General features: G+C 67.8%; 14 protein-coding genes. 10 read left to right on the top strand and 4 right to left on the bottom strand.

Annotation, left to right across the window (positions count from 1 at the left end; translation table 11 throughout):
- Positions 1-19: 19 nt before the first annotated feature.
- Positions 20-1096, bottom strand: coding sequence for a tetratricopeptide repeat protein (locus J5837_RS14170; RefSeq protein WP_210537410.1), 1077 nt, complete (start codon positions 1094-1096; stop codon positions 20-22).
- A 171-nt stretch (positions 1097-1267) separates the two neighbouring features.
- On the opposite strand from J5837_RS14170, the gene J5837_RS14165 reads away from it, so the two are divergent.
- The 4 genes from J5837_RS14165 (at position 1268) to J5837_RS14150 (ending at position 6023) form a co-directional block, all read left to right on the top strand.
- Positions 1268-2425 (top strand): threonine aldolase family protein, encoded by a 1158-nt coding sequence (locus J5837_RS14165; RefSeq protein WP_210537409.1) that lies wholly within the window; start codon positions 1268-1270, stop codon positions 2423-2425.
- A gap of 46 nt (positions 2426-2471) precedes the next feature.
- Positions 2472-3398 carry a M14 family metallopeptidase gene (locus J5837_RS14160; RefSeq protein ID WP_210537408.1) on the top strand — a complete coding sequence of 309 codons (927 nt, stop codon included), beginning with the start codon at positions 2472-2474 and terminating at the stop codon, positions 3396-3398.
- A gap of 95 nt (positions 3399-3493) precedes the next feature.
- Positions 3494-5554, top strand: a complete 2061-nt coding sequence (locus J5837_RS14155) for a M13 family metallopeptidase (RefSeq protein WP_210537407.1) — start codon at positions 3494-3496, stop codon at positions 5552-5554.
- A 124-nt stretch (positions 5555-5678) separates the two neighbouring features.
- Positions 5679-6023: a RidA family protein gene (locus J5837_RS14150; RefSeq protein ID WP_210537406.1), complete on the top strand. Its 345-nt coding sequence runs from the start codon at positions 5679-5681 to the stop codon at positions 6021-6023.
- 147 nt (positions 6024-6170) lie between these two features.
- On the opposite strand, the gene J5837_RS14145 is transcribed toward J5837_RS14150, so the two are convergent.
- Positions 6171-6719: a peroxiredoxin gene (locus J5837_RS14145; RefSeq protein WP_210537405.1), complete on the bottom strand. Its 549-nt coding sequence runs from the start codon at positions 6717-6719 to the stop codon at positions 6171-6173.
- 372 nt (positions 6720-7091) lie between these two features.
- Here J5837_RS14145 and J5837_RS14140 point away from each other — a divergent pair, with 372 nt between their 5' ends.
- The 3 genes from J5837_RS14140 (at position 7092) to J5837_RS14130 (ending at position 9091) form a co-directional block, all read left to right on the top strand.
- Positions 7092-7874, top strand: a complete 783-nt coding sequence (locus J5837_RS14140) for a DUF2059 domain-containing protein (protein ID WP_210537404.1) — start codon at positions 7092-7094, stop codon at positions 7872-7874.
- Positions 7875-7965: 91 nt separating this feature from the next.
- Positions 7966-8775: a transporter gene (locus J5837_RS14135; RefSeq protein ID WP_244755963.1), complete on the top strand. Its 810-nt coding sequence runs from the start codon at positions 7966-7968 to the stop codon at positions 8773-8775.
- Between the two features lie 49 nt (positions 8776-8824).
- On the top strand, positions 8825-9091 hold the full coding sequence (locus J5837_RS14130; RefSeq protein WP_210537402.1) for a DksA/TraR family C4-type zinc finger protein: 267 nt from the start codon (positions 8825-8827) through the stop codon (positions 9089-9091).
- 63 nt (positions 9092-9154) lie between these two features.
- Here the strand turns inward: J5837_RS14130 and J5837_RS14125 are convergent, their stop codons facing one another.
- Positions 9155-10135 (bottom strand): hypothetical protein, encoded by a 981-nt coding sequence (locus tag J5837_RS14125; RefSeq protein WP_210537401.1) that lies wholly within the window; start codon positions 10133-10135, stop codon positions 9155-9157.
- Here J5837_RS14125 and J5837_RS14120 point away from each other — a divergent pair.
- The 3 genes from J5837_RS14120 (at position 10088) to J5837_RS14110 (ending at position 13012) form a co-directional block, all read left to right on the top strand.
- The gene (locus tag J5837_RS14120) at positions 10088-10525 is read left to right on the top strand and encodes a hypothetical protein (RefSeq protein WP_210537400.1); all 438 of its coding nucleotides are present in this window, start codon (positions 10088-10090) and stop codon (positions 10523-10525) included. The genes J5837_RS14125 and J5837_RS14120 overlap by 48 nt on opposite strands.
- Before the next feature lie 248 nt (positions 10526-10773).
- Entirely contained in the window at positions 10774-11754 is a 981-nt protein-coding gene (locus J5837_RS14115) for an SGNH/GDSL hydrolase family protein (RefSeq protein WP_210537399.1), read from the top strand.
- A gap of 37 nt (positions 11755-11791) precedes the next feature.
- Entirely contained in the window at positions 11792-13012 is a 1221-nt protein-coding gene (locus J5837_RS14110; protein WP_210537398.1) for a glycosyltransferase, read from the top strand.
- A 147-nt stretch (positions 13013-13159) separates the two neighbouring features.
- On the opposite strand, the gene J5837_RS14105 is transcribed toward J5837_RS14110, so the two are convergent.
- Positions 13160-13600, bottom strand: a complete 441-nt coding sequence (locus J5837_RS14105; RefSeq protein WP_210537397.1) for a nuclear transport factor 2 family protein — start codon at positions 13598-13600, stop codon at positions 13160-13162.
- Between the last annotated feature and the right edge of the window lie 39 nt (positions 13601-13639).

Genomic DNA, 13639 nt, shown 5'->3' with positions numbered 1-13639 from the left:
GGCCGGCGTTTCGCGCCGGTCAATGCTGCATGCGCCGCAGCGCGTCCAGCTTGGTCTGGTAGCGCGCCTGCTGGTCGCCGCTGCTGAGGTCGTGGGCGCGGACCAGTTCGTTGTCGGCCAAGCGCAACCGGCCGAGGCGCATATAGGCGCGGGCCAGGCCGAAATGGAACAGCTGTTCGTCGCGGTCCAGGGCGATGGCCTGGCGGAAATGGCGGACCGCTTCGGCGTAATTGCCGGCCTGTTCGCTTTGCAGGCCCCAGCTGAATTGCTGCACCGGGTCGCGGCGCAGCACGCGGTCGGCACGCTTCTTCCAGCGTTCCGCGCGAACGGTGTCGCCGTTGCGCTGGTACAGGGCCACCAGGTTGAACAACGAAGCGTTGTGGCGCGGGTTCTGCTTCAGCGCCCGCAGGAACAGGCGTTCCGCCGCCGGGCTGTCGCCCGTGCGCAGGCTGAGCACGCCGGCGTTGTTCCACAGCATCGGGTCCGCACCCAGCTTCAGCGCGGCGTCCAGCCAGGTGCGGGCCTGCTGCGCATGGCCATCGACCATCAACTGCATGGCATTGTTGTTGTAGAAAAGGGCGAGCAGGCGTTGGTCTTCGATCCGGCGCGGCGGGGTGATCGGCAACAGTTCGTCCGAAGCCACGTCGACGACGAGGCGTTCGCCATTGATCATCACCCCGGCGTTGGTATGCGTGTTCTGCATGACCACGCTGCCGGTCAGTTGCCAGGACAGTACGCGGTCTATTTCCTGCCCGAACACGGTCAGGCCCGCCTCGCGCCCCAGGGCCACCGTCATCAGGGTGAAGGCCAGGCAATTGGCCTTGCGCGTGCGGAACGACTCGGCGACGGTGGACGAAGCGTCGTACTGGTACTGCATGCCGAGGCCGGCCGGGTCGAACATGAAGTCGAGCAACAGGTCGAGCCGGCGCCTGCGGCTGTTGCCGGAAGGCTCGATGACCTGCCGCTGCAGCATCGTGCGCAATTCGTCCGGCACCGCCATCACCTGTTCCGGCGGCGGAGGCAATTCCACCGTCGGCGTCGGCGGAAATGCATTGGCCTGTACGGCCAGTGCGGTGGCCAGGAGCCAATTCAGCATCGCGGAATCTCCGGCGAAATACTGCGACTACGACGGCAGTGTAGGCCGCGGCAAGCCTTCGGAACATCCGTTCGTCGGCGGGTTCGCGACGTTCGCGATGTGCCGAAAGGCAGGGTGGCCGGATCGCGGCGGCGCTTCGATAATCGCGGTAACTCATCCTGGAGTTCGCTCGTGGACCGACGTGCTTTCCTGCAAGGTTCCCTTGGCGCCGCGCTCGCCGCCACAGCAGCGGACGCGGCCTTCGCCCAGACCGCGACTCCGCCCGCGTCACTGCAACCGCCGGCCTTCCCGCCGATCGACGCACGCAGCGTCTGGCTGGTGGGCGACAGCGCGCCGCCGGACCCGGTCGCGATGTCGGCGCGCCTGGCCGAACTGGTGCGTGCGAATCCCGACGTGCGCGACCGTTACCAGGAGAAGGGCGCCGTCGAAGCGCTGGAACATGCGTTCGCCAAGCTGCTGGGCAAGGAGGACTGCGCGTTCTTCCCGAGCGGCACGCTGGCCAACAACGTGGCCGTGCGCCTGCTGTGCGGCGACCAGCGTCGGGCGCTGGTGCAAGAGGAAAGCCATCTGTACCGCGACGAAAGCGACGCCGCGCAGCGCCTGTCCGGCATCAACCTGCTGCCGCTCGCGCCGGGCCGTGCCAGTCCGACGCTGGACGAAGTGCGCGCCGCGATCGACGCGTCGGAAAATGGCCCGTATCCGATGAAGATCGGCGCGGTATCCCTGGAAACCCCGGTGCGCCGCGCCGATGGCGAGATGGTGCCGCTGGCCGTGGTCCGCGACATCGCCAAGCTGGCCCGCGCGCATGGGGCGCGCCTGCACCTGGACGGCGCGCGGTTGCTGCTGGCGCCGCCGGCTTTCGACCTGGCGGCGTACGTGGCGGAATTCGATACCGTCTACGTCTCGCTCTACAAATACCTGGACGCGCCGTTCGGCGCGGTGCTGGCGGGATCGAAGCAGGACGTCGCCGAAGCGCGCGATCTGCGCCACGTATACGGCGGCGCGCTCTACCAGGGCTGGATGCCGGCCGTGCTGGCGCTGGACGCGTTGCCGAAGTTCGGCCCCGACATCGCCCAGGCCCACCAGCGCACGCGCCAGCTGGTGTCCGCGCTGGTCGCCAGCGGCAAAGTACGCGAGCGCAGTTCTCCGCAGGCCTCGAACGTGTTCTGGCTGGAAATGAAGCAGGCGCTGGCCGAGGCTGCGTTCGAACGCGGCCGCCAGGCCGGTATCCGCGTCGGCCGCTGGAAGGACGGGCGCATCCCGCTGTATGCCAACACCACGCTCCTGCGGCGACCGGTCGAGGAATACGTGGCGCTGTTCCTCGGCTAAAGTGGCGCATTGCGCCCGAGGGCGAACACGGAACAGGAACGACGGCATGACCACGATCGAAGCTTTCTATCCCATCGGCACCCCCGGCCAGCCGTGGGGCGCGGCCGAAAAGGCCGAATGGCGTTCGCGCCAGCGCAAGCTGCGCAGCTATGCGGACGACGTCGTCTCGAAGATCGATGCCTTGCGTGCGAGTTTCGATGTCGCCCAGTACGGCGAACTCGACTACGGACCGGACGGACGCTATCCGCTGTTCGCCTTGCGCTCGCGCGACTGGAACGAGGCCTTGCCGGTCGCCCTGGTCACCGGCGGCGTGCACGGCTACGAAACCAGCGGCGTGCACGGTGCGCTGCGTTTCGCCGAACGCGATGCGGCCGGTTATGCCGGCAGGCTCAACCTGCTGATCGCGCCCTGCGTCAGCCCTTGGGCCTACGAGCGCATCCATCGCTGGAATCCGGATGCGCTGGATCCGAACCGCAACTTCCGCGCCGACAGTCCCGCCGGCGAATCGGCGGCCTTGTGGAAGCTGGTGCAGCCGCTGCGCGGGCGCTTCCTGGTCCACATCGACCTGCACGAAACCACCGACACCGACGAATCCGAATTCCGCCCCGCGCTGGCCGCGCGCGACGGCAAACCGGACGAGCCGGAGACGATTCCCGACGGTTTCTACCTGGTCGACGACAGCGCCAATCCGCAGCCGGCGTTCCAGCGGGCGATCATCGAGGCGGTGGCGAAGGTCACCCACATCGCCCCGGCCGACCCGGACGGCACCATCATCGGATCGCCGGTGGTCGCGCCGGGCGTGATCGAATACGCGATGGTCGCGCTGGGCCTGTGCGCGGGCATCACCGGTGCGCGCTACACCACGACCACCGAGGTCTACCCCGATTCTCCGCGCGCCACGCCCGAGCAGTGCAACGAAGCGCAGGCGGTGGCGGTGCGCGCGGCGCTGGATTTCGCCCTGGCGCAGGGCTGAGCGCCGGGTCGGGCCGGCGGGGGCGACCAATGGCACAGGCCGGCCCGGGTGGGCGCGGCTAGTCTCCCGGGTTCCGCCAATCCGGGAACGAACCGATGAAGCTTTCCCCGTCGAGCCTGGGCCTCGCCTGTGCGCTGGGCCTCGCTGCCATTTCCGCGTCCGCCGCCGACACCGCCGGCAAGCCGCAACTGGGCGACTTCGGCGTCGACCTGTCCGCGCGCGATGCGTCGGCGAAGCCGGGCGACGATTTCAACCGCTACGCCAGCGGGCACTGGATCGACACCTACGTACTCAAGGACTACGAGTCCAACTACGGTTCCTTCAACGAATTGCGCGACCGCACCGAAGAACAGGTGCATGGGCTGATCGAAGGCCTGCAGGCGCAGAAGAGCCTCGCGCCCGGCAGCAACGGCCAGAAGGTGCGCGACTACTACGCCAGCTACATGGACCGCGCCGCGCGCGACGCCGCCGGGATCAAGCCGCTGCAGCCGGTGCTGGCGCGCATCGCCGCCATCGACAGCAAGGCCAAGCTGGTCGCCGCATTCGGCAACGACGACATCGACGGCAGCGACGCGCCGCTGGGCCTGTTCGTCGGCACCGATCGCAAGGATCCCGACCAGTACCTCGTGGGCCTCGGCGTGGGCGGGCTGGGTTTGCCGGACAAGGACTACTACCTCAACGCCGATGCCCGTTTCGTCAAGATCCGCGAGGCCTACGTCGCCCATATCCAACGCATGCTGGGCTATGCCGGCGTGAACGGCGCGGATGCGAAGGCGCGCGCGGAAGCGATCCTGGCGCTGGAAACCGCGCTGGCCAAGCCGCAATGGGACCGCGCCAAGCTGCGCGATCGCGACAAGACCTACAACGTCTTCACTTTCGCCGAACTGCAGCAGCGTTTCCCCGGCTATGACTGGGCCGCGCACCTGCGCGCGCAGGAAATGCCGCAGCCCGAACGCGTCAACATCGCCACGCCGGACGCGGTGCAGCCGGTCATCGACGTGATCGATGCGACGCCGCTGGCGACCTGGCGCGATTACCTGACCTTCCACGCCATCGACGGCAACGCCGGCCTGCTCAGCCGCGAAATCGACGAAGCCTCGTTCGCCTTCAACGGCAAGGTCCTGAACGGGCAGAAGGCCCAGCGCGAGGATTGGAAACGCGCGGTGGCGATGGTCGGCGCGCGCAACGGCCTGGGCGATGCGCTGGGCGAGCTGTACGTGGCGCGTTACTTCAAGCCCGAGTCCAAGGCGGCGATGGACCAGCTGGTGGAGAACCTGCGCGCCGCGCTGCGCCAGAACATCGAAAAGCTGGACTGGATGGGCGAGGCGACCAAGAAGGAAGCCTACCGCAAGCTTTCGACCTTCCGGCCGAAGATCGGCTATCCGTCGAAGTGGATCGATTATTCCAGCGTCGCCATCGCACCGAACGACCTGTTCGGCAATGCGGTGGCGCTGCGCAAGTTCAACCGCGCCGACCAGAACCGCCGCATCGGCCAGAAGACCGACCGCGAGGAATGGGGCATGACCCCGCAGACGGTCAACGCCTACTACAACTCGACCTTCAACGAGATCGTGTTCCCGGCGGCGATCCTGCAGCCGCCGTTCTTCGACGTGCACGCCGACCCGGCGGTGAACTACGGCGGCATCGGCGCGGTGATCGGCCACGAGATGGGCCACGGCTTCGACGACCAGGGCAGCAAGTCCGACGCCGACGGCATCCAGCGCAACTGGTGGACGGACGAGGATCGCGCCCGTTTCGAACAACGCACCAAGGCGCTGGGCGCGCAGTACGACGCCTATTGCCCGCTGCAGGGCCAGTGCGTGAACGGCGCGCTGACCATGGGCGAGAACATCGGCGACCTCGGCGGCCTGTCGATGGCCCACACCGCCTACCAGTTGAGCCTGGGCGGCAAGCCCGCGCCGGTGATCGACGGCCTGAGCGGCGACCAGCGTTTCTACCTGGCCTGGGCCCAGGTGTGGAAGGGCAAGTATCGCGACGAAGCGCTGCTCAACCTGATCAAGACCAATCCGCATTCGCCGGTGATGTATCGCGCCAACGGGCCGCTGCGCAACCTCGACGCCTGGTACCAGGCGTTCGACGTGAAGCCGGGCGATGCCATGTACCTGTCGCCGGAACAGCGCGTGCGGATCTGGTGACATGGCGCCGCGCGGGCGGGGGAGTGCCTCCGTCCGCGCGCAGCCGGGCAGGGCGGGCCTTGTGCCGCGGATTCGTGATGCGTACCGTGCGATGCCTCGCATCCCACCCCACACGGAGCTCCCAATGATCCAGCGCATCGACGCCGGCCCGCGCATGTCCGAAGCCGTCGTCCACAATGGCATCGTCCACCTCGCCGGCCAGGTGCCGGAAACCCTCGATGCCGACATCGAAACCCAGACCCGCGAGGTGCTGGCGGCGATCGACGACCTGCTGGCCCAGGCCGGCAGCGACAAGACCCGCATCCTGCGGGCGCAGATCTACCTGGCCGACATCGCCGACTTCCCGGGCATGAACCGTGCGTGGGACGCATGGGTCGTGCCGGGGCAGGGCCCCGCGCGCGCCACGGTCGAGGCGAAGCTGGCCAATCCGGCGTGGAAGGTCGAGATCGTGGTCACCGCGGCGGTTTGAACGCCGCGCGTCGACGTCGAAGGTTCCGCTCTTCTTCACCCCTTTTTTAAAAAGGGGGTCACGGAGATTTGCTCTGGCTGTTGTTTCGCAGCGAAAAGCACATCCCCCTCACTCCCCCTTCTGCGAAGGGGGAGGCAATCAATTCGCCTATTTCTTCGTCTTGAGCGCCTTCACCGCGTCCAGCATCGTCTTCACGTGCTGGCCCGGGTTCAGTTCGGAATGCACCGCCGCGATCGAGCCGTCGGGCGCGATGACGTAGGACGTGCGGTTCGACCATTCGGGTTTCTTGTCGAGAACCGCGTCGTAGCTGGCGGCGATCTTCGCGCCCTGGTCGGCGGCGACCGGGAATTTACCGCCGCAATGCTCGGTTTCCTTGGAGAAATCGGCGAGTTCCCCGGTGTTGCCCGCGGTGACGCCGATCACCGTGGCGCCCTCGGCCTTGAACTTGTCGATGGCTTCGGAGAACAGGTGCGCCTCGAGGTTGCAGCCCGGGGTATGCGCGGCGGGGAAGAAATAGACCACGACCGGGCCTTTTTTCAGCGCGTCGGCCAGCTTGAAGGTGAACGGCTTGCCGGCGAGGTAGGCGGGCGCGGTGAAGTCGGGCGCGTGGGCGCCAACCCCGAGCGCGGCGAATGCCGGCGCGGCGAAGGCGGCGATGCCGGCGGCAAGGGCGAGGGAAAGAATCGGGCGAGCCATGCAAGTCTCCGCGAGCGGTCGGGACGGCATTATGACCCTGCCTGTCCACGGGCTTCACGACTGCACCGCTGTGGTGTCTGCGCAATTACATCTGGCGCGGCCCGCGACCGCCGCATGGCGCTTGCGATTTCCTCGCCAACGGCCCGACGAACGATTGGCGGATTCGTGCGGGGCGTCACGCACGATGCGATGAACGCAGCTCCCTGCCCGACGAGTGGCCCCGCTTTCTTCACTGTTTTTTCACGCGAGCCAATCCCTCGTAAATCCTTCCGAAACGGCCTCTTGCGGCTGTCGCGGCTGCGGGTTCAGCATCCACGCGCCGCCGGTTTCCGGCGTTCGTATTCCCGCAACATTCCTGCAACGAGGATCGCCATGAACACGTCTCTCCGCCGCCTGCCGCTGTGCATCGCCCTGGCCGCGCTGTTTTCCGCCGCCGTGCCCGCCTTCGCGCAGGATGCGGGCGGCGACACCGAAATCGTCGCCGAAGCCACCGTGTCGCGCGATCGCCTGGTCGACCGCTATGCCGAAGCCGCCGGTTCCGAGGATCTCGCAGCCGGCCTGATCGACGGCCTGCGCAAGGGCGGCGAATTCACCGTGCAGGAAGCGGTGACCACCACCACGACGAATGCCGATGGCACCACGACCACCACGACCACGATGGTCGACCGCACCGTGGCCAACCCCGCCGGCCCGATGGGTTGGGGCGAAGTGAACATCAGCCTGTCGCTGGCCCAGGCGCTGGTCGACGCAGGCACCTACGCGAGCCTGTCCACCGCGCTGGCCGGCGTGCCGACCACGGTCACCAACGCCGACGGCACCACGACCACCACGGTCGAAGGCGGCGTGCTGGCGATGCGCGCGGACGGCATGGGCTGGGGCGCCATCGCCAAGGAACTGGGCTTCAACCTGGGCAGCCTGATCAGCGCTTCGAACAAGAGCGAACGCGCGGTCGCCGCGGCCGACAAGAAGGCCGAGCGCACCGCCAAGGCGGAAAAAGCCGAGAAGGCCGCGAAGCCCGAGAAGGCGGAACGCACCGCCAAGGCCGAGCGCCCCGACCGCGTGGCCAAGGTCGACCGTCCCGAGCGGCCGACCCGTCCGGAACGCATCGAACGTCCGCAGCGCCCCGAGCGTCCGGAACGCGGCGGCCGCCCGTAAGGCGGGCCTGCCTGCATCGAACGACCGTGGCCGGGTGCGACAGCGCCCGGCCACTTGGCACTGAACGATCAACACTGAACGAGGTATGGGGATGAAGCGGATCGCATTGGCGCTGGCCGTGGCCGGCGCGTTGGCCATGGAACAGGCGCAGGCGGCGGACGGGCTTTCGCTCGGCGTCGGCGTCGACTACAGCAGCGGCGACTACGGCACGGACACGACGACGGACATCCTGTCGGTGCCGTTCACCGCCAAGTACGTCAGCGGCCACTGGACCTGGAAGGCGACCTTGCCGTGGTTGCGGGTGAAGGGCGACCCGAACGTGATTCCGGGCATCGGCGGGGTGGTCAACACCAACCCCAACGGACGCGGCCGTGGCAACGGCAATGGAAACGGAGGCAGCGGCGCCACCACCACCGAAGACGGCAGTGCGTCCGGCATCGGCGACCTGCGCCTGGCCGCGACCTACAGTTTCGAAACCGGCGGGCCGCTGGGCGTGGACCTGACCGCCAACTTCAAGGTCGCCACCGCCGACGAAGACAAGGGCCTGGGCACCGGCGCCAACGACTATGGCCTGGCCGTGGACCTGTATCGCGCGTTCGGCGACACCACGGTATTCGGCGGCGTCGGTTACACCCTGCTCGGCGATTCGGACTACATCGACGTGGACGGCGTGGCCGGGGCGAATTTCGGCCTCAGCCACAAGGTGAGCTCGGGCAGCGTCGGCGCGATGTACGAATGGCGCCAGGCCGCGGCCGATGGTTTCGACGACCGCAGCGAGTTGACCGGCTTCTATACCTTCGGCACCGACCCGGCGAGCAAATTCCAGATCTACGCCACCGCCGGCTTGTCCGACGGCAGTCCGGAATGGGCCGGCGGCGTGACCTACAGCCACGGTTTCTGAGCCAGGGGTTATCCTCGGCCATTGATGAGTAATCGGTGAGGCAAGCCCCATGGCCACGGGTTGGGCCGGCGACGGCGCGGTGCAGGACCAGATCGATGCGACGGTGAAGGACGCGATCAAGCGCGCCCGCAGCCAGCTGCCGAGCGGTCCCAGCCTCGAGCGTTGCGAGGAATGCGATGCGCGCATTCCCGAGGCACGGCGCAAGGCCGTGCCCGGCGTGCGCCTGTGCGTGGCCTGCCAGGAAGCGCACGACCGCGAGCAGGTCGCCGCCAGCGGCTACAACCGGCGGGGCAGCAAGGACAGCCAGCTGCGTTGAACGAAGCAGAAAAAACGCCCGGGGAGACCCGGGCGTTTTTCGTGCGCGTTCCTTCCTGCGAGGTCAGTGCAGCAGTTGCAGGCCGAGGATCGCGCTCAGCACGGTGGCGAGGATGATGTAGTCGCCGTCGTCGCCATGCCGGCCATAGCGGTAGCGGCTGTAGTAACCGTCCTCGTAGCCGCGGCGGAAGCCCTGGCGGAAGTAGTACTGGTAGGCGCCCTGGTCGAGGTAATAGCCGTTGTAGCCATAGCCGGCGTCGAGGTAGGCGTAGCTGTTGCGGTAGTCGTAGCGCCAGCCGTCCTCGCGGTCGGCACGGCCCGCGCGCAGGCCTTCCTCGTAACCGTAGTTGACCGCCTGGCGCATCAGCGCGGCGCCGTAGCGGTTGGTCTGGTACCAGTTGTTGGCGTAGTAGTAGCGATAGATCGCGGGCGTGTAGTAGTAGGGGTCGCGGTAATAGTCGTAGTTGCGCGCGTACCAGCGGCGCTGCTGGTCGCGCAGGCGCTGGTAGTACTGCTGCTGGTAGCGGTACTGGGCGTAACGGCGCTGCTGCTCCAGGCTGCGGCTGTAACGGTCCGCCGAGACGATCTGCGACTCGCGGATGCGCTGGTAGGTCTCGGCGCGGTTGCGTTCCTCGCGGATGCGGCGTTCCTGCTCGCTGCGGGCGACACGCTGCGGGACGCCGTTTTCGCGCACTTGCTGGCGACGTTCGGCGTCCTCGAAGCGACGCTGTTCGCGTTCGTCTGCCCATTGTGCCTGGCGCTGTTCGCGTTGCCCGCGCAGGCGTTCGGCGTCCTGCGCCTGGCGTTCGCGTTGCGCCTGCTGGCGCTGCGCGGCCTGTTCGCGCCAGTCCCGTTGCGCCTCGGCGCGATCGCGGTCGGCCTGGTCGCGCTGCATTTCGGCGCGACGTGCCTGCGCGGCCTGGTCGCGCTGCATGCGTTCGCGTTGCGCCTGTTCGCGGAAATCGCGCTGGCGCGCTTCGTTGTCGCGCCTCGCCTGTTGGCGGCGTTCCTGGGCCTGCTCGCGGTCGGCCTGGTCGCGGCGCATTTCGGCCTGGCGCGCCTGCATCCGCTCGCGCTGCATGGACTCGCGCTGCATGGATTCGCGTTGCTGGGCCTGTTCACGGAAATCGCGCTGGCGGGCCTCGTTGTCGCGCATGGCCTGCTGGCGCCGTTCCTGGGCCTGCTCGCGCTGCTGCGCCTGACGCTGCTCGCGCTGTTCGGATTGCTGTCGGGCCTGCTCGCGCCGGGCGTCGGCCTGGTCGTGGGCTTGCTGTCGACGCTGTTCGCGTCGCTGCTGCGGGTCGTCGCGGTTGTCCTGCACGGCGGCGGAAGCGGCGCCGCTGCCGGCCGCCACCAGCAGGCCGAGCAGGGCAGCCTGCGGCCACGTCGCGAACGGGGAGTGGGTGCGTTTCATCTTGGAACCTCGGTTCAGTAGGGCCGGTCCCATCACCGTCCCCGCGGCTAGTTGGCGGCATCGCGTCTGAATGCAATCTGAGATCGCCAAGGGCCGTTCAGCCGGCGTCGGATGTAACCGGTTGCTTGGGGTCGAGGCTGGAAATACACGGGGCGAGTGGATGGCCATCCGGCAGCACGGTCGCCGTTCCTGAAGGCATGGCCTGGATCTCATGCCGTAGCGGAATTTCGTGGCTTCTGCTGGCTTGTTTATCTGCGCCGGTGGACGCGATGCCGGCGTCGACCGGCGAGCGCGTGCCGCTGGCGGTGGTCGGCGATTCGGACAGCCATTCCTACCAGGACCGGCTGTCGTTTCCCGAGGGGACCGCGAAGCGCGGGGGACGCTACCGATGGGCAACGCTGCAATGGGACGAAGTCCTGGCCCGGCTGCGCGGACGGCAACTCGACCTGGGCCCATGGGGCGAATACGGCACCTCCGCCCGTGTTGCTGGCCTCGGTTATCGGCTCGGGCTGCACCTGCGCGCGCCACGCAAGCAGGACTACCGCAACAATTTCGCCGTGTCCGGGCAGGGCTGCGGCGGCCTGATGGCCGGCTACCGCCAGGTGCCGGCGCTGATCGCGCTGATGGACGAAGACCCCACGGCATGGCGCAACGGCATCGTGGTGATCCGCATCGGCGTCAACGACTTCGGCATGGCCGGGCAACTCGACGCCTTGGCGCGCGATCCCGCGGCGCCGCAGGTGCAGGCGCTTGTCGCTGCCTGTGTCAGGGCGATCGGTGCATCGATCGCGGCGATCCACGCGCATCACCCGAAGACGCGCATCGTGCTGGTCGGCATCTTCGACAACGCGCACTGGCCACGCTACCTGGGTCGCTGGCATTCGCCCCGGCAACTGGCCAACATCGAACGGGGTCTGGATGCGTTCGATCACGCGTTGCTGCACATGGCCCGAGCCGATCCGCGCGTGGCGTTCTTCGACGACCGCGCCTGGTTCGCTGCGCGCTGGGGCGGACGCGGGCCGGACGGGCGTCCCGCCTATCGCGCGGTCACCCTGGGCCGCCTGCGTGTCGAAAACCGGGAAGGCGACACGCCCGACTACGCGGTGCTGGCCGACGGCCACGCGGGTCTGGCGTGGAATGCGCTGTGGGCTCAATCGTTGGTGGTGCTGCTGAACGCGCGTTTCCACCTGGGCATTGCGCCTGTCCGCAACGAGGAGATCGCGGCCCTGCTGCCGCCCGCGTATCGCTGACATAAATCCTTCATCGGCCTGAAATAGCATCGCGGGCATGGATATCCTGATGCTGTCCGACGTCTATTTCCCGCGCGTCAACGGCGTCTCCACTTCGATCCGCACCTTCGCCCAAAGCCTTTCGCGGCTCGGCCATCGGGTCACCCTGGTGGCGCCGGACTACGGCGAAGGACAGGGCGGTTTCGACTCGCAGGGCGAGTTCGAGGTGATCCGCCTGCCGGCGAAGGTCATCTTCTTCGACCCGGAAGACCGCCTGCTCACCGCACGGGCGTTGCGCGAGATCGAGCCCCGGCTCGCCGCGCGCCACTGGGACGTGATCCATATCCACACGCCGTTCCGCGCGCACCGCCTCGGTGTGCGCCTGGCCAAGCGCACCGGCGTGCCGACGGTCGAGACTTATCACACCTATTTCGAGGAATACATCGCCCATTACCTGCCATGGGCGCCGGCATCGTGGCTGCGTTTCCTCGCGCGCCGCCTGTCGCGTTTCCTCTGCCATGGCGTCGACCACCTGATCGTGCCCAGCCAGCAGATGGTCGAAGTGCTGGACGGCTACGGCGTGCGCACTCCTTCCACGGTGTTGCCGACCGGCATCGACCTGGACGAATTCCGCGGCGGCGACGGTGCCCGTTTCCGCGCGAAGCACGGCATCGCGGCCGACCGGCCCACCCTGGTCACGGTCAGCCGGCTGGCGGTCGAGAAGAACATCGCCTTCCTGCTGCGCGTCGCGCAGCGGCTGGTCGGCGAATTCCCCGACCTGCTGTTCATGATCGCCGGCGAAGGTCCCGACGCACCGCGCTTGAAGCAGCTCGCATCGACGCTGGGCCTGGACCGGAACGTACGCTTCTTCGGCAACCTCGACCGGCGCACCGAGCTGCTGGATGCGTACCGCGCCGGCGATGTATTCGTGTTCGCCTCGCCGACCGAAACCCAGGGCCTGGTGCTGACCGAAGCGATGGCGCTGGGCGTGCCGGTGGTGTCGACCGCGGTAATGGGCACGGCCATGGTGCTGCGCGGTACGCGCAGCGCGGCGATCAGTGGCGAAGACGAAGCCGAATTCGCCGCGCAGGTCGCCGGACTGTTGCGTGACCCGGCGCGCCGCGCGGAACTTTCCGGGTTCGGACCGCAGGATGCGCAGGCATGGAGCACGCAGGCATTGATGCAGCGCACGGTGGACTTGTACGCGCGGCTGGCGAAACCGGCAGCGGCGGTTCCCTTCCCGGTAAACGATGTCGCCGTTCATCGCGACGAGGCATGAGCGGCGCGCGCATTGTCATGTCGCGGACTTCATCCGCTAACCGAATTTCAACGCGACGCCGGCTAAGCTGATCCTACGTCCGCATTCGTCGTCGGCAGGAACCCCATCTTCCCGCCGCGGCCTGTGCGGACGACCATTTTCGAAAGGTCAGGGCGTCGCCGGTTTCGGCTGGCGCGTCCACACCTTGTTGGCGATCTTCCATTCGCCATCGACCTTGAGCAGTACGAAGTAGTCGGTGAAGGTGCCGGTCGGATAATCGAGGGTGACGCGCGCCATCGCGGCGTTGCCGCTGACATCAACCTCGTCGATGCGGCGCTTGCGCTGCGCCTCGTCCGCCGCGGGCGTGCCCTTGAACCCGGCCGCGTATTCGTCGACCGTCCACGACACGAACTTGCCGTCGCGGATGCCTTCGATATGCGCGGTCGGCAGGAAGGCCTTGCGCATGTAGGCGCCGTCGCCGGTGGCATGGCCCTTCAGGTACGACTCCAGCGGAACGCATGCTGCGGCCGCTTCGGCGGACTCGGACGCGAAGGCTTGCGTGGACAGCAGGCCGACCGCCAGGGCAGCGGGGATCAGGAACAGTCGCATCGTCGGACTCCGGGGAGGGGAAGGCCGCAGCCTAAGCCT

The organism is Pseudoxanthomonas helianthi, from assembly GCF_017939625.1.
In the GTDB taxonomy this organism is placed as follows: Bacteria; Pseudomonadota; Gammaproteobacteria; order Xanthomonadales; family Xanthomonadaceae; genus Pseudoxanthomonas_A; species Pseudoxanthomonas_A helianthi.
Note: the sequence above shows the minus strand (reverse complement) of the source record. Positions and strands in the feature narration are given on the sequence as shown.